Origin of the sequence: Fontibacillus forbon (assembly GCF_046559655.1) — a bacterium.
Taxonomy (GTDB): Bacteria; Bacillota; Bacilli; order Paenibacillales; family Paenibacillaceae; genus Fontibacillus.
The window spans coordinates 646,904-664,151 of record NZ_JBKGFV010000003.1 but is presented as its reverse complement, the minus strand read 5'-3'; the positions used below and the strand labels follow the sequence as shown (position 1 = coordinate 664,151).

The window sequence follows — 17,248 nt, the reverse complement described above, 5'->3', positions numbered from 1 at the left end:
AAGTCATATTAACGCATTTGCCAAGTCATGTCAAAAATTTTAGGTACAAGTCCTCTTAATTTTATAAAATAAAATCCCGTTCTGCATGCGCAACAAGACGTTTTGTAATTTCTCCCCCAACCGAGCCATTTTCACGCGATGTTAAATGCCCCCAGCTTCCACCTGTACTGGCTCCACCGCCAAAAGATCCGAGCTCACCGGCAAATTCGGTATCTGCCCCAGACAGGCTTCCCGCTCCGCTAACAGGCAGTCCGAATTCGGCAGCAATTTCATATTTCCATTGATTGAGTACTTGACGACTTTCCGGAATGATTTTACGATTGCTTCTTGCCATGGTCCATACACCTCCAGTAATTTTATAACTCGAAAGTAGTATGTGCATGACATGCAGGGCTAGCCCTTTTAATGTTTGTTACTTTTGGCAAATCATGTCCTTTGAATATCGACTTTTACTGGATTTTATATCCGCCTCTTACCATAACGGTCAAGTTGTACTTGTTGCCTTCTTGAACTTGAATTCCTCTTCCGTCTCTAGGAAAAGAAAGCAGATGATTGTTGGCAACTGCTCCGCCATTCGTAATGTCCTTCCCGTCCGTTAAATCGGCCACACCATTCGAATCTTGGCTGTAGATAATTGCTTTTCCGGAACGCACAACAAATTCAGCACCTGCGGAAGCGATAAGAATCTGCCCTGGTTTTACATCAACAATAGATACTGCATCGGATGAGCTTCCGCTTCCTTCACTCGTAGATGGCGTTGATGGGTTCGTTGGTGTTGTAGGAGTTGTCGTGGTACCACCGCCTTTAATAGCCTGTTGGATCGCTTGATCCACATAGCTCTTTGTCACGACAGGATCATCAGCGGTACCCGGCTGATTTGTAACTCCAGCCCCTTCTGCGGTCAAATTCATAATCGAACCGGCCCAAATTCCTCCACCAACTAGTACTGCTGCTGCCGTAGCCTTCCATGCTGTCTTCAAGTTGTTTGTTCCTCCTCAATGAATTCTATTACTATCATGATAGTTGTTTTAATAGATTGGAACAAGCAAAAATCCCTCCGATGGAGGGACTTTTGCAAAATTTATTATTCGAATGCCGGTGCGGAAGCCGTGTAGTAATAAGCCTGACTTGCAAGCTTCACTTTTTCTCCTTGGAATTTGTCGTAGAGACTAATCTCGAAGGAACCGCCCTTCATATCCTCGAAAAGCGAGTTGCTAAAATTGATCGAGTAAGTCTGGTTATCGCCTATTTTTAGATCCTGTTCCAGAGTAAGCTCTTGTTCGAAATACTTGCCTCCGGAATCTCTTAATTCTACAACCAGCTTATGATCAAAAGCTCCAATTTCATATTCGCCATTGCGTGACAAGTAATAGTCGAATTTCACGTTTACGGAACCACCGGATAAAGTGCCCGACACGTTAGGGATCGAGAGATTATACGGGAACAAATCTATGCCGCTAAGACTGCTCCGCTTAGGTTCTTGTTTCTGCTGATTGATTTCAAGCGCTACAGCATTAACATAACCCGTGGATGCGTCTTTAGGAGCCGTGAATTTTCCATCTTTAATTCCTTCGCCAACATATAGAACCATATCCGAAGTATCCAAATTACGAGGAAGCTTAGCCCATAAGGTGACTAAATTTTTGCCATTTGGACTGGTGGATCCTTCCGGTTGGCTAGTTTTGGCCTGGAAGAACTGTCCATCTTTTGTTTTATAGTATGCTTCTATCTTGGAAAGGTCCGCTTGACGAGTTTCTTCGCTCTTCACTTCAAGCTCTGTATACATAATGTTCGAAGAAATCCCCGTATAGAACATGGTCCGCCGTTCTTTGACTTCTGCATTTTTACCTGCTGTTTCAATATGATATTCAGTACCTTTATTAACCGTCGGAATCGATGTTTGAGATTTGCTGGTGTTTAATGTGAAGAAATCGGTCAGGTCTTCGCCAACTTTTTCTTGCAAGGTAATTCTTGCCTGGCGGAAATCAAGCCCGTACGGTACTTTGGCTAAGAGATAGACATCCGCTTTACCATAAGGCCCTAAAATCATGGAGTTAGCAGTAGTAACTACTTGAGTATCGCCGCTTAATGTGGCCTGGTCCAGTTTTAGCGCCCCACCCATTTCCGGAAGCTTCACCGTCGTTCCTCTTGTGTTTTCAATAGTGAATTTGGCCGATACTAGATCCCCATCAGACCAAGGCAACATTTGAATGGATCCTAGGCTCAGATTAAACTTCCCATATTGGTTTTCCACATAATATTTAACATTCTCGGTAGCTTCAGCTTGTTGTTTGTACGGTAGAGAATAAAATGCCACAGGGAAAGCCACTTTAGTTTGCTCAGAACTACCTTCAGCCGCCGCGGTGGTCTGACTTAATTGCAGTACGGTTTGATCCTGCTTCAGATAAGCCGGGATCGTTGCGCTCAAGCTTATGGTTTTTTCTTCCAAGGGCTTCAATGTCAAATTATCAAATGATTTCGTAGATATCGGGAACATATAGCCCTCTGCCGAAGATAAGGTGGCTTCATATTTCGGAAGCGTAACCGCCTTGTTACCTGTGTTTCTGAAGGATAGCATAACAGACCAGTTAGCCTCTTCTTCATCCGCGCTCACGTTGGCGTTTTTAATTTGAGTTTCTACCCCGATATTGTTTACTTCAAAAGTTTTAAACGTAGAGCCTTCGATTAAAAGACTGGTTGATTGCCCGGAAGGAATGGAATATGTAGCGACAGGCAAATTAGCTTTTAATTCTTCATCTACAGAAATAATTTGGAGTTTTAGCTTGTCTGTCTTTGCAGCTGCAGGAAGCTCTGCGATCAATTGAATATTTTTCTTTTCCTGAGGCTGGATTTTTAAATTCGTATTTGTCTGATCGATCGTTAACGGATAACTTGCTCCATCCGAAGTAACGACATTATAAGTATATTTAGGATCCACTAAAGCTTTAAACCCCAAATTTTGCATACTCAAAGTGACCATCGTAAATATTTTGTCTTTTGTTTTATACTGCTGATGACTTTCCAGCTTGGTTTGAATGGGGATATCGTTGATTCTCAGCTTTTTCGTTTGACCCAAACTGGTCAGAGCCGTAAAAGTAGCCGGTACTTTAAATGTTCCTAATACATTTTCATAACCGGACTTACTAAAATCCCACTTAATAAACTCAAACATCAGTTCGTTAACAGATGTAATATTACCGATCTTTGCATAATACGTAAGGGTTAGTTGCGATTGTGGGGATATTTTTTTCTTGGCCTTATCCTTTGTAATCAACTGTGTAGAGATGGAGGCTCCTCCCTTGGTCTTTACTTTAGACCAATAATCAATCAGTTGGATATCCTTCTTATCCCCATTGTAGATGTTAAGGGTATACGTAAGTATATTCCCATCATCTTGGGTAAGGATATTAACATCCGTTAATTTAACATTGCTGTTGGTGCTCAGTTTAACCGGACTAAGTTTGTCCAGTGTGCTTAAGTTAGAAGTTGTCTTACTGGCAGCAGCTTTAGTAGTTGACTTAGTTGTTGTAGTCTTCGAAGCAGCAGCATTTGCCTCACCGTACCCGAGATACCCCATCTGGCTTAATATCATGGCGCCGGTAAGCAGTACCGCTACTTTGTTTGTATTATTCAAACCCTTTCCTCCTCCGCATTCCTTGACTGGAAACCTTATCTATATAAACGAGTGGTAAGGGGTAAAAGTTTCGAAATTCTTCCTTTATACAATAAAAAGCCCTGAGGTTTTACCCTCAAGGCTTTTGCTAATCAATATTTCAATTAGCGAATGATAGAAGATGCATCAGTTCTAATTCCGGATTGTTCTTTAGCTGCGTTGTAGTTAAGATCTTGGATGTATTTAGCGCCGCTACGAACACCTACAGTATAACGATCTGCAGATCCATCTTTGTCTGTGATGCGAATTTGGATAGTATCTCCAGAGATGCTCACAACTTCAAAGAAGTCATCAGTTTGCGTAGTCCGTGCTTTGTAAGGAAGAACTGCATCGTCACCCTTCTTGGACAAGTCAGTTACTACCAAGTCTTGAGCAATCAGATCAAGCGAAACTGTGTCAAGCAAATCTTCTTGGAATACAAGATCTACTGTATAAGTTGCACCTGTAACAGTTGCAATCAGGCGATTTTGGTTAGTCGCCAATTTCACTTCAGGTGCAACTTTATCGTTAACATCAGCAGCGTTGATTACTACGGTAGCAGCTCCAGCAGCATCAACCAGGTCGATGTTAGCTTGGGATACATCTTTGAACTCTGCGCCAGTAAATGTTACAGTCGCTGGAGTGTAGATAGCATCGCGAACTTTAATAGTAACAACATTCTTGTCAACAGTTACGTCGTCAACAGTGTTACCAGCAACAGCAACAGCTGTTTTCCAGTTGTTGAAGCTTACAACGTTTTGTTGCAGTTTAACTTTAATTTCATTCTTGCCAGTAAGTTCTGCGAGGTCGCCGTTGTCATTGTAGTTAGCTACTTTAAGATTAGTGTAATCAGCAGCTTTTACTTCTTTAGAGAACGGATTCAGGTAGTTACCAGCAGCGTCTTTAACGCCTTGAACCGTAACACCAAGCACTTTAGCTTTAGTTACTTCCACTCCGTCAATTTCAACTGGAAGTTCGATCAACACTGCATCACCGGTATTGATTACAGTCAGACGAGTGTCAGACGGCAAACCAATGCGATCTGTAGCAAAGTTCGAACCGAAGTGCAGAACATAGTTCGCAGGATTTGTCAAAGAAGCAGCATCCATTTTCTCGTCGAAGTAAAGAACGACACGACGAGTTTCGGAACTAATGTTGAAAGATGCACCGTTGAATTTAGGAGCAGTTTTGTCTCCAACATTGAATGTTGTCGAGTAATCAAGCATTACATTGCCAAGAACAGTAGCATCTTTCACGCCTCTGATATCAAGGGTGTTAGTTCCTTCTGGCAAGTTGCTGAAGAAGTCAACATACAGAATGTTAGGGTCTCCACTTTTCAGAGAAGCGCCCGAGAACTGAATAACTTTTCCGTCCTTGTCCTTAACAGTGATCAATTCGTTCCATTTTTGACCGCTCAGGATAGCTTTGCTGAATGTAACTACCAAACGACTCTTGTTAGTTGCGTCAACTTTAGCATCAACTACCGATGGACGTTCAGTATCGATTTCAGCTTTAACAAGTTTGGAAGTTTCCTTAATTTCGTTACCGGAGTAGTCTTTTACACCTTCAACAAAGATTGTAGTCTCGTAAGAAGGCAATGCAGTTGTTGTAGTGAAATAGAACTCGTATTTGTTACCAGCCAATTTAACTACACGATCTGCTTTGATCTTGGAATCTCCACGTTTGTGGTAAACTTTATCTTTATCAACTGTTTCCGAATCAACGTCTTCGCTGAATGTTAAAGTCAATTTTTCCAAAGTAGCTGTCGCTTCGGCAATTGTTGGAGCCGTAGTATCTTCAACTACAGTGAATTTGTGCTCGGATTTCAAAGACTTGAAGTTATTGAAGTCTTGAACGTCCGATACAGTCAGAGTATGTTCGCCTACAGTAAGATCGGAGTTAGCTTTGATAACCAATTCGCGGCCATCAAATTTAGTTACGCCATAGAATCCTTGGCCGTCCAACAGGAAGCTGCCAGTGTAAGATTCTTTGATTGGCTCGCTAAATACAACCTTAACTGCTTTAGTACCCAAACCAGTTACGCTAACAACCTCAGGCAATTTGTTATCAACTGGAGAGAACTCGAAGTTGTTAACAGTGATTGTTTTGCTGCCAGCTTTAACGCCAGAAACGCTCAGACTGTATTTGTGTTGGTTTTGGAAGTATTGACCGTCTTCAAGCGTCAGAACTACTGCATTTTTCGCATCGTTCAAAACAGCTTTCTTAACAGTTCTGCTTCCGCTCAATTTGTAGTTGTCTTTCAGTTGTGCAGTTGCTTTATCAACTTCACCGTCGAAAGTAACTACTACTTCTTTCAGGTTGTCTGCAGCTACGCCTTGAACTTTAGTAGCTTCAGTTACTACCCATGTTACACTGTGAGTGTACTCGTGGTTGTTGTGAGTGAATTTAACGTCAGTTGCTTTGTTAGCTTCCAAAGTTACGTCCACTTTCACAACTTCTTTGTTCGACAGAGTGAACTCAACGGATTTACCGTCTTTAGCAACTACATAAGAAGCTACTGTAGGAACTTGAGCTGCTTCATAGATTGCATATGCTGCAACTACTGCTTGGGAGCGAGTAGCGTTAGCTTGGTAGTTCACGCCTTCAGGGATGTAACCAGCTTTTACAGCTGCTGCTACGTAACCTTTAGCCCATGCGCTAGCAGTGTTGTTAGCGTCAGTTGGAACTTCAAGTTTCAAAGCAACTACCAGAACTTTAGCAAGTTCTTGTACAGTTACGTTACCGTTAGGATCGAACAATTTCTTGGTAGCATCTTTACCATTGAGGATGCCAGCTTGTGTAGCAGCTTCAATGAAAGTGCGTCCCCAGTGGTTAGCATAGTTCTTATCTTTGTAAGAAGTAGCGTCCACTGGATCAAGATCAAGGGATTTAACGATAATTTTTGCAAGTTCAGCACGTGTCAGAGCTTTCTCCAGGTGGGATTGACCGTCTGGGAAGCCGTTAACGATGCCAGCTTCTTTCAATGCGTTGAATTGTTGCTCGTCTGTCAACTTAGCATCTGCACCGAATGCTACGGAAGCAAACATCGAGAATGCCATTGCTGTAGACAAAGCTACGGATAAAATTTTCTTCATAACCTTTTTTTCTCCTCCTTGATTAACTATCGCATGAGAGTTTTCTTTAAATGAATAGCTCGTGTTACTCATTAGCCATTGCACCCCCTTTCCAGAGCCTGAGCAGGTTTCCTATAAATTAGGTCTGCGACGGGAGCCGCAGAAACTTGTAAACAATACCACACGAAATAGAATGTAGAAATAGACTAGTTTCCTAATCCTACCTAAACATTATACAATGAGTCCCTAGTGCCGTAAAGCTAATTTTTCTAATAGATAGACAAGTTTCCCCACAAGGAACATGTTGGAATGTCTAATTTGGTCATCATTGTCAATGCTCTACATCTTAAACGCACGAGATTCAAAAAAGTTGCGGACTTTATAAAAAAAATTGCAAGATTGTTACCTTTGCTAAGGTTAGCCACATCTACAACATTTTTACTCTAATGCCGCCTGACGGAAATTAGTATAACATCCTTAAAATTTACAGTCACTAAGCAACTTTTTCCATTATCAATACCCATAATTTATGTAAGTCAAACGAAAATAAGACGTCCAAATTGGACGTCTATTTAAATTGATATGAGGAAAGGGCTTCCTTTTTATCTGACTCTCATCGCCAGTTGGATAATCCGGTTACGCATCTGCGGGTCCGTGTTCAGCTTAGCGTACATATCGTCAATAGCTTGCTTATTATCCTTATAAGATTTTTCGTGCTTCATCGTCATATGAGACCACTCAATCAGTTCATTCTCGGCAGTACGCAAATCATTGAACGCATCGTGGAAACCCGTCTCGATAACCAGGCCCTCCATAACTTCCTGAGTGACTTCCTGCAGCTTAGAAGTCTCTTCAATTTTCTTCTCCAATACTCTGGATCTATCCTCAAACTTTCTCTTTGCTTTCGAGTAACCCAACTGCGGTTTGGCCATAATCGGTTTCATCTGTATAATTTCACCCTTTTGCAAAAATGTCTACTACAACTGCTATTGTATCTTAATCTCCAGCAAATTACAAAATGATCTAACTGGAAAAAAGAAACCTGCCTATGCATCTCTCCCATAGACAGGTTCGCAGTTCAATTGTTTAGCTTAGATTTTTAGGGAAAATACTTGTGCTTTTCTTAAGAAGTTCCACAGCGATTTTACCGGCCTCGGCCCGTGTCATGCTGTTCTTAGGATTGAAGTTGATGGAAGCCTTTTTGCTTCCCGCCGTAGTTACGCTTTGTCCATCCATAATTTTTGCTTTGTAGACCGCTTGAACAGCCGGACGTGCGTAACGGTCAATTTTGCCCGAATCCAGGAACTGCTTAGCCAGTGCCGAGTTCAGCTTGTCATCGTTAGTTGGAAGCTTGAGCTTGAGTGCACGAGCCACCATCATAGCAGCTTGTTCCCTCGATACCGGCTCTTCAACCCCGAAGTATCCTTCAGAGATTCCGGTAATAATACCGGCTCTTGAAGCCGTCTCGATGTATTTGAATTCCCAGGTATCCGTTTTTGCGCCAGGTACGACGTCAAAATAGGTTTGAACCTTGTTGTCGTAGTTCAATGGAATATTCAAACCTTTAACGAGCAGAGTTGCGAACTCGCCCCGGGTAGTTAAATCATCCGCTCCGAAAGCATTAGGTTGTACATTCGACATGATGCCTTTCGAGTACAAGGCGTTCATAATGTTTCGGCCCCAAGGGTGGTTTGTGATGTCACTGAAGCCTCGGCTTTGTTTCATTACCATATAATATCCGAAGTCGTCGAATGGAACGGAAATCGTGTTGTTCTTGGTATCTACCGAGCCGCCAAGGTTTTCCCATTCCGAATTCTCGTTAAACCGGAATACGGTTACCGTTGTACCAGCGTCATCCACCACATTCTTGTCATATTGAAGCTTCAAGGTGCCACGTTGCGAAGGAACCAGCTTTCTCTCAGGCTCTCTAATCATCACGTCCCTGAAATTTTGCGAATCCGAATACTGCGGAAGAATCGAATATGGAGGCAGGCCATTTGTTGCCGGTTTGTACGTATCCCCGCTTCCACTCTCGCCGATACCGCCATGAATCCAGTATACATTGGATACTCGAGTGAAGTTGCTGGTCTTCGCCGTCGAGTTGAAAAATTCAACGAGGTCTTCAGGCAAAGTAAGCGTTGCAAGACCGTTTGGCGTTCTTTCATCCTTATCGATATTAAAAATATTTCCATAGTCATTCCGGCGTTCTAATATACCGTTCTTTGGATCGGCGATCCCGAACAACAGCTTATTATTCGGATAGAATTTCGTTACCGAACCTTCAGGTACATTAGCCGTTTTCAAAACCGTCCCTTTAGGGAAGGAGAGTTCCAACGCCTTGTTAAAAGCAGCATATTTGGTTGCTGTCTTCTCCGTCATGTACTGGGAGTCAACAGCAATCGCGCTTGCGTAGTAGACTTCTATCGTCTCATTTAACGTCTCTTCGCCGCGAACGATTTGAATCTTAACTTGATTAGCCTTATCCGGTTTCAATCCAACGTAATCATAAATGAAACGTGCAGGTGCGTTTTCAGGCAAATCCGTACGCTTGATGGCTTCCTCTTTGCCGATAAGAACTTGAGTTGCGCCTTCTGCTTCAATATCGAAGCGTACAAAGTTCTTGTTCACGATAATTTGTTCGCCTACAGTCGCCACCGGAGACAAAATCCGGTAAGGTGCCAGTACTCGCGTAATCTCAAGTCTTTGCGAAGTACGTGCGCCTGTCGAGTTGATCAGCTCAAGATTGTACACCTGGCTACCAAGGGTATCCAAAGAAATATTTTTCACCCGAAGTACGAACTTACCATTAAATACGGCCAGGTCGTATTGCAATGTTGGTTGTCCGCTACGGTTAATGGAGCCGGTGACGATTTTTGTATCGGTCATCGCTGTATCGGTCAAAAGAGTCTCCAAGTTTTCGTTCGTTGGAGCATCTTGCTGGGAAGAAAACACGCTTTCCGTTCCGCGCATTAAATTGATGATTTTAGCTCCGGAGCCTTGAATAATAAGGTCATAATTCTGAGCGCTCGTCTCATATTTATCTCCGGTAAGCTTGAATTCGGGAGAACCGGCCAAAATATTCGTCAAATCGGTATTTGCACCGGTAGTATCCGCCAGACTCAAACCGCTAAACGTTACGGAAGGGTCAAAAATTTTCGGACGGAATACCGTAATGTTGGAAACATTCGTATCTTGAATATACAATCTTAACTCTTTAATAACTGTTCTGGAGTTACCTTTGCCGTCCATCGATACGCCAGTGAACTTTATCCGGTTTTCACCATAATAAAGCGGGCCAGCAATATCGATGGGAAGCTCAAACGAAAACTTAGGGTTTGGATTGAACGTGATTGCAGTCGTCAGCTTATCATTAGAAATCCCATTCACAAAAAACTGAGGACTGGACAAGTTTTCAAAATCACGGTATTCCCCTGAAATGTTAACTTTCAGTTGATTCGAATCACTGGAATCCTTAGTAATAACCTGACCGTCATAAAGTCCTTCAACATAAATATAGTTTTTTGTCGAGTAAGAAATGGTAGCTGTTTTTGATGCTGCAGAATTTTTTATTGAGAACTTTACTTGCTGTTTACCGCTCGAGAAACCGCTAACCTCGTAAACATACTGATTGCCAGAGCCACTGACATAGGTCAATGTCGGGCCTGTGCTTCCTTTTGGCATGTAAACTGCGCTCAAGTCGCCAGATGCAAAATTCTGATCCGCAGCGACCAAAATATAAAATGTATCTTTATCCGCCTCGGTTCCGTCCAGGTTAGGCAAGGTGTTGATATCTGTTGGAGGCGTAGCATTATCTTTCATGTACTTCAACTGTGTAATTGTCGCTTCGCCAGGCAAATATTTAAAGTTAATGTTCGCGAATGTCGAGTACACATTGTCATATTGAAGACTCAAATTAAACTTTTGATCGCCGTTAGAGAAGGTGATCGGAACTTCGATGTCAACCAGTCTATAAGCTCTCGTTGTACCATCCGGAGCTAACACTTCGGATTCCTTGGTTACCGTAAAGGTAGTCACCGGAGCCGATCCGCCATTAATATCCGTGAGGGTTATGGCGCCTTTACTGCCAAACGAATTGCCTGTATCGTTCAGCAATACCGAAAACTTGATCGTCCCCGTGGAAGTAACCGGTGGCGTTTTACTGTCCGTTACTGTGGCAACTTTGTTATTCACATCATAATTTTTCGAATCATAATTCAAGATGATGGAATCGAACGGTTTCGTTTTATCAAAGTAATAAACCGCCCGTTCGATCGCTACCGAATCGGCGCCACTTTTAATTGTAATTACGATTTTATTCGAACCCGGGCTCAAATTAAGCGCTGGGGAGAAGAACTTACCTGTTTGCGTAAGTGTAGTTACGAGACCCGTGCCGCCATTCACGCTAACGGTTACTTCCGTGGCGTTCTTTACTTCACCGGAAATCGATACATTATCTTTATCCGAAACCACTTCGGCGCCTTCGTTCAAATAAATTGTACCGTAGCTGGAACCCAGCAATTTCAAATCTTGCACATAAGGCACCTGGTCAAAAAGAATATAGAAGGTATCCTCGCGGGTGATCCCGTTTTGGGACCCTGATAACGTAATTTTGTTGAATCCAGGGAACAAGGACAGGTTAGTTACCTTGAACTTTTGCGAATAATCCGTAGAACTAGTATCTCTGGAAATACTTCCGTTTTTAAACTGCGAACTATCCGTCTCCCAATTCTTCGTCTTGGAATTCATAGTCAACCGTTCAACTTTTACCTTTAGCGTTTCCTCAGTTACATGTGAATAAGTACCTGTAAAATCCACTGTGGCCTTTGTTGTCAAATACATCCGGGCATCCCGTTTAACTTGGTCATCACCCTCTGTAAGCGTCAAAAGAGACGTATTTCTCAACGTCGCGTCATCCGGAATAAAATAGTTGGCAGCCGTTGCTGCGCTTGCCTTTTGAACTATGCCCGGCGGAAACAACGTAACGATTAATGCTGTCAGCACGAACCATAAGAAAGGCTTTTTGAAGCGTTGCATGCTTATCTCTCCTTTTTTAATATGTCGTGATTCCCGCTAGTAGTTTGTCGGAAACCGTCCAAAAAGTCGTATAGAGTTGTTATCGGACAACGCGAGCCAATATTTTAGAAAAAAGATAAATTATGATCAAGTAAATTTGGGCGATATTTAAAAAAGCCTCGCTGGTTTTACCAGGAGGCCGATTTATCGATATTTATTTGCAAGTAAAGAAAATGGGCACTTAAAGGTATAACAAAACCCCCGTTACTCAGAACGAGCTTTGACGGGGGTTGTCCAATTAAATAAATGAATACGTTTATGATTGCTCAAATGCAGGCTTGCCGCTACTTCGAGCCGCGCTCGGTGCCGGCCTTCATGCGGAGGCGGGCGAAGAAGTCGAGCAGCGGGCGCTTTGTTTTGCCGATCAGGCCGATGACCTCGGCGCCGATTTGCAGGAAGAACACCATGACGCAGATGACGACAAAGGTGACCCAATTGGCGTTGTACATGGCCGCAGACGATTGGATGACGGCCAATACGCCAAAGAAGGCGGCGATGCCGTAAATGATCAGCACGGTTTGGCGATGGCTGAAGCCCAACTCGCGCAAGCAGTGATGCAAGTGGCCTTTATCCGGCGAGAAGATCGGTTTCTTCTGCATCCAGCGGCGCACAATGGCAAACAGCGTGTCCGAGAGCGGAACTCCGATCAGGATCAGCGGCGTCAGGAACGACACGATCGCGACCTGTTTGAAACCGAGCAAGGACAACAGCGCCAGGCTGAAGCCGAGGAACAGGGCTCCGGAGTCGCCCATGAATATTTTGGCCGGATGAAAGTTAAAGTACAAGAAGCCGATGATGCTGCCAAGCAGCAACAGGCAGATTAGTGCAACCACGACGTTGCCCATCAAGAAAGCCATGACGGTGATCGTGCCGATCGCAATCGCGGAAACCCCTGCAGCCAGACCGTCCAGACCATCGATCAGATTGATGGCGTTGGTGACGCCGACGATCCAGAGAATCGTGAATGGAATGGCAATCCAGCTTTCAACCGATGCATACGTATGAAAAGGAATGTTTGCAAATTCAAGACGGATATCAAATCCGAATACGACAACGCAAGCCGTCGCGATTTGTACGAGAAATTTCAGCTTGGCCGGCAGATCGAAGCGGTCATCGAACGCACCAAGCAATATAGTCATGGTTCCCCCGACGAGGAAGGCCTTGATGAAGTTCACTTCGCGTACCGAAAAACTTTCCGGAAGAAACGGTAGAACCAGGAAGAACGTAATTACAAATGCTAAAAAAATGGCTAATCCACCGAGTCTCGGCATTATTTTTGTATGCACCTTGCGGGCATTGGGCACATCTACCGCGCCAACTTTAAAAGCAAATTTCTTGACTAGCGGCGTCAATCCTAGTGCCAGCGCCAACGAGACGATAAACCCGATGGTATAAATCATCCACATGTGTATTTCAACCCCCATTTATTCTGCCGGAATGAATTATACACCGATTCAGGAGAAACTCAAACCCCTTATTTGAGCAAAAATACGCTGTTTCGCGCAATAATTCAATCATTTAGCCCATTTTCGTCAGGTTTTCTCCCTCACGCAGTACGCGCATTACGAATTTCGGCAGTGCAAGCATCCTCGGGAAGCGGGAAGGTTCGGACAACAAGCGGTATAACCATTCCAGCCGAAGCTTTTGGAAGGTTTTTGGCGCCCGCTTCGTTTTGCCGGAAATGATGTCAAAGCTTCCTCCAACTCCCATCATTATCGGCACTCCGAGATCCTGTTTGTATTTTCCGATCCATGGCTCCTGGGTATCCGCACCCCTGGCTACAAACAGCAGGTCAGGAGAAACCGCCTTAATACCCGCTATGACCTCCTGATCCTGGTCAGGGCCAAAAAATCCATCCCGGAATCCGACAATTTCCGTGCCCGGATACTGCAATGTTAACCGCCGGGCCGCTTCCTGAATCACTTCGCCAGTCGAGCCAAGGAGATACACCTTCCAGCGGTGCCGCTCCCCTTGCTTCATCAACTCATGAAGCAGATCGAATCCGGCTACCCGTTCAGCTACGGGTTCTCCGCCTTTTTGAGCGGCCCAAACGACCCCGGTCCCGTCCGGCACGATCAATTCGGCCGCTTGCATCATTTTCTTATAATCAGGATTCTCCATGGCGGCCATCAACATGATCGGATTGGCCGTAATGATTTGGTGCGGGGTTCTCGACTTCACGGCATCTGTCAAATAAGATACTGTGTCCTTCATTCCCCACTTGCAGATCCGTATTCCTAATATCGATACTGTTGGCAAGGCCTGATTCAGTTTCATCTCCACCTTGTTCACCCTTTGCTTCCTAAAAATTCAACGATCCGCTGCGCAGGGATCCGGGCTTCGCGCTTCAGCTCCGAAATTTTCGGAGCATGAGCCGCGCGCCAGACCCCGCTTTCAAGCAGCAGGCGCTCGGCTTGCGAGGCCACGATCCGGGGATCGAGCTCCTCGGTCGTGCCGACGGGCACGCTGCCCAGGCGACCGAGAAAATGATCGATCTTCGGATCGTACGAAACGCCGAGCAGCGGCACTTCCTGCGAAGCCGCGTAGATGAGGCTGTGCAGCCTCATCCCTACAAGCAGGCGGCAGCGGCTCACTTCGCGGAGCATCTCGAACGGATGCTCCGTCTCCGCCGCGATGCTGACGGTGCTCCCGTGTTCTGCCACATTCCCCAGGCGGTCCATGACGAAGCGCGAAGCTTCGTCATCGCCGGGGAAATGGAAGGGCAGAAACCGGATGTGCACCGGAACGCGGCGGCTGAGCGAAGCGAGGCCTTCGGCCAGCTTCGCCAGCTCGGTCCGCTCCGCATTCCAGAAGCGGACCGACACCCCGACCACCGGCAGCTCCGAGCCGGTAGTCGACTCAACAGCGGGAGCGGCACCGCCGTCTCCCTCCGGCAGGGCCATCCCCATTACCGGATCCGGCACAACCTGAACCGCGTCCTTGCGAATGCCCATGCTGTGAAGCAATCCGGCCGACTCCGCATCCCGGACGGAAACATATTCGCAGCGGCGAAACACCGATGCGATGAATGGCCGGAACGGTTTGCGGCGAACCGGTCCGATCCCTTGGGCGTAAACGAAAGTCGGCTTCCCCATCCACTGGGCGATTTTGATGATTCCCAGGTAATAAGGAATCGACCCCAGCCCCGTGGCATCCTGAAGCAAGCTTCCTCCGCCGCTGATCAGGCCGTCACTGTTTTTAATAGCGTTCCTTACCTCTGCAAGTTTCATCCGGTGAACAGCCTTCACGCCATAAGTCCGGCTGGTCCATTCCGGATCAATGGATAATACCACCGGGATAATCGTAATCCCCGCCGCCCGGCCCTCCTGTTCCAGGGCGGTGAGAATCGACTGGAGCACAGCTTCGTCACCGCTGTTGCGGTATCCATAATATCCGGAAAGAACTAAGGTTTTAGAAGTTGCGGCGACCATTTATCCCAGCACCTTTCAATAATATGCCATACGAGTACGGCGATCAGACCGACGATGAGCCCCAGCGCAAGACCCAATCCTCCACGGATCAGCGAGAGAGCGGCCGGCGTATGAATGTGCGCAAAAGTATCCACCATGGACAGCTGTCCCATCACCGCGATGATCATGGCATAAAACGCCCAACGGTAACGGAATGCAGCGAAGATGCCAACAATAAAGAGCGGATGCGCCAGCAAAAATTCCTTATTGCGGGGTCGTACGCCGAACGTATTTTCCAGCAAAGCGCGGAACGTTGCTTCGCCTGGCAACAGGGTGCCGGCATTTCCGGTTCTCGACAAATAGTAAAGCGCAACAACGCCGAGAACACCTGCGGCAACGACCCAAACGAGCGTAATCGGCATCCGTAGCCAATTGCGCAGTTCCTGCCATACCGAAGTGCCTTGGAACAAGAATACATAAATCGCGATCAGCATAATCGGCCCCAAGTGCAGCAGGCTGACGCCTCGGAACTGATTCAGCACCAGACTGTACGTGATGTTATTCAGGAGCGCAATTACGAATGGGACCGCGGCTAGCGAAAGCAGCGCCGTTTTCACATAAAGGACGATCGTATGCGTCAACCGGCGCCCGGCTGATATTGCCGGATGGGAATTTTTGATTTCTTTTACCTTACGAATCGCAAGAATCATCGAGATCGTAGGTGCGCTGATGGCAACCCCCAAAGCCAGCGCCTGCTCAAGCAACGTCGGCTTCAGCACGTACAATCCGGCGGAGCCGATCAGCCCCAAGATAAACACCAACAGGGTCAATGGCGCAATAAATTGGGATACCAACAGGGCGCAGAATGCTACGCCGCCAAGAACGACCAAAGCTTTCAAATATTTCTGCCAAGAAGCATCATGGATTTCGAAAGCCTCTGCCTGTCCAAATTCGAAACCATTATCTTGAATACGCTGGATCGCCCCTTCCGGTCCTTCCAGCGAATCGATCAAATTGTTGATCGGATTAGTAATTGCCGCTTTCGCCGCATCCTTGGACGGGGAAGCGTTCAAATAAATCATGCGGATATTCCGGTCTTTCGTGGCCAGAACGAATCGGTCGGACAACGTTTTCTTATCCTGTCCAGCCTCGGTATCCGCCAATGAATGCAGACGTACAATATTGTAATCCGTCAAATAGGCAAGTTTATTCAGTCCTTTTTGCGGAGCCTTCAGATTCTCGATCGCCGCCAGCCCAATGCCGTGCTTTTTCAGCAAATCCGCGAAGCCTTGAAGACTGTTCGATGATTCATTGTCTTTGAAGCCCTTGACGGCCTCCCCTTCAAAAAGGATCCGCTTAACCCCGTTCTCCGCGAAGAACGCCAGCTCTTCGTCCATCAAAGCCTGGTCATAACGGATATTATCCGACAGGCGGGGCAGAATATTGAAGCCTTTCTCCCGCAGCATCTCGAACGCAAAACGATCCAGTTGCATCGGTTTCAGTACCGCTTCATCCATTCCCATTCCAATGACCAATCCGGCGTGGCCCTGATAATCCAATGGCGAAACCGATACTTCCAGGTCCCGGAACGCCTTCTCAATCATGGGACGCAGCTCCTGTTCGTTCTCCGTGCTAGTAAAAACAATGTAAGTGTAATTGTTATCCGGAGAAACTACCGATTGCGTCATCTTTGCCAAATCCAGCGCATTGAATACCATAATCCGCCGGGCCTTCGACAATTCGTCCAGCGTGCTTTCAAACATCGCGATCGTACCCACGCCGGCCTCTTTCAGGCGATCCAGTTGCTCATCCATATAAGCCTGCGGATTGCCCTGATACGAAGCCACATCCAGTAAACCCCGATAGTTGAAAACAAACTCCACTTTATTAGCCGACGACTCCGTCTGAACCCGCTGAACAATCACAGGCAAAGAAGCCACAATTCCAACGATAACCAAGATCCACAACCATTTGCGGGAAGCGTCATTCCACCGCTGCCAACTTCGAATCACAAAGGTACCTCCTCAAAAATAAAAAAA

At 45.8% G+C, this 17,248-nt stretch carries 10 protein-coding genes; all 10 read right to left on the bottom strand.

Going from position 1 to position 17,248, the window contains the following annotated elements:
- Positions 1–61: 61 nt before the first annotated feature.
- Entirely contained in the window at positions 62–334 is a 273-nt protein-coding gene (locus ACLB09_RS15055) for a small, acid-soluble spore protein, alpha/beta type (protein WP_410770645.1), read from the bottom strand.
- A gap of 115 nt (positions 335–449) precedes the next feature.
- Complete coding sequence (locus ACLB09_RS15050; RefSeq protein ID WP_410770644.1) at positions 450–980, bottom strand: hypothetical protein; 531 nt, start codon at positions 978–980, stop codon at positions 450–452.
- A gap of 104 nt (positions 981–1,084) precedes the next feature.
- Complete coding sequence (locus ACLB09_RS15045) at positions 1,085–3,634, bottom strand: hypothetical protein (RefSeq protein ID WP_410770643.1); 2,550 nt, start codon at positions 3,632–3,634, stop codon at positions 1,085–1,087.
- Between the two features lie 143 nt (positions 3,635–3,777).
- On the bottom strand, positions 3,778–6,819 hold the full coding sequence (locus tag ACLB09_RS15040) for an Ig-like domain-containing domain (protein WP_410770642.1): 3,042 nt from the start codon (positions 6,817–6,819) through the stop codon (positions 3,778–3,780).
- A 509-nt stretch (positions 6,820–7,328) separates the two neighbouring features.
- Positions 7,329–7,670, bottom strand: a complete 342-nt coding sequence (locus tag ACLB09_RS15035) for a hypothetical protein (protein ID WP_410770641.1) — start codon at positions 7,668–7,670, stop codon at positions 7,329–7,331.
- Positions 7,671–7,812: 142 nt separating this feature from the next.
- Positions 7,813–11,760, bottom strand: coding sequence for an S-layer homology domain-containing protein (locus ACLB09_RS15030; protein ID WP_410770640.1), 3,948 nt, complete (start codon positions 11,758–11,760; stop codon positions 7,813–7,815).
- Between the two features lie 323 nt (positions 11,761–12,083).
- Positions 12,084–13,205 (bottom strand): glycosyltransferase family 4 protein, encoded by a 1,122-nt coding sequence (locus ACLB09_RS15025; RefSeq protein ID WP_410770639.1) that lies wholly within the window; start codon positions 13,203–13,205, stop codon positions 12,084–12,086.
- Between the two features lie 112 nt (positions 13,206–13,317).
- A complete protein-coding gene (locus ACLB09_RS15020) occupies positions 13,318–14,076 on the bottom strand; it encodes a WecB/TagA/CpsF family glycosyltransferase (protein ID WP_410770785.1) in 759 nt (252 codons plus the stop codon).
- An 11-nt stretch (positions 14,077–14,087) separates the two neighbouring features.
- Positions 14,088–15,230: a polysaccharide pyruvyl transferase CsaB gene (gene csaB, locus ACLB09_RS15015; RefSeq protein ID WP_410770638.1), complete on the bottom strand. Its 1,143-nt coding sequence runs from the start codon at positions 15,228–15,230 to the stop codon at positions 14,088–14,090.
- Positions 15,203–17,221: a DUF5693 family protein gene (locus ACLB09_RS15010; RefSeq protein ID WP_410770637.1), complete on the bottom strand. Its 2,019-nt coding sequence runs from the start codon at positions 17,219–17,221 to the stop codon at positions 15,203–15,205. The genes csaB and ACLB09_RS15010 overlap by 28 nt, the downstream gene beginning before the upstream one ends.
- Between the last annotated feature and the right edge of the window lie 27 nt (positions 17,222–17,248).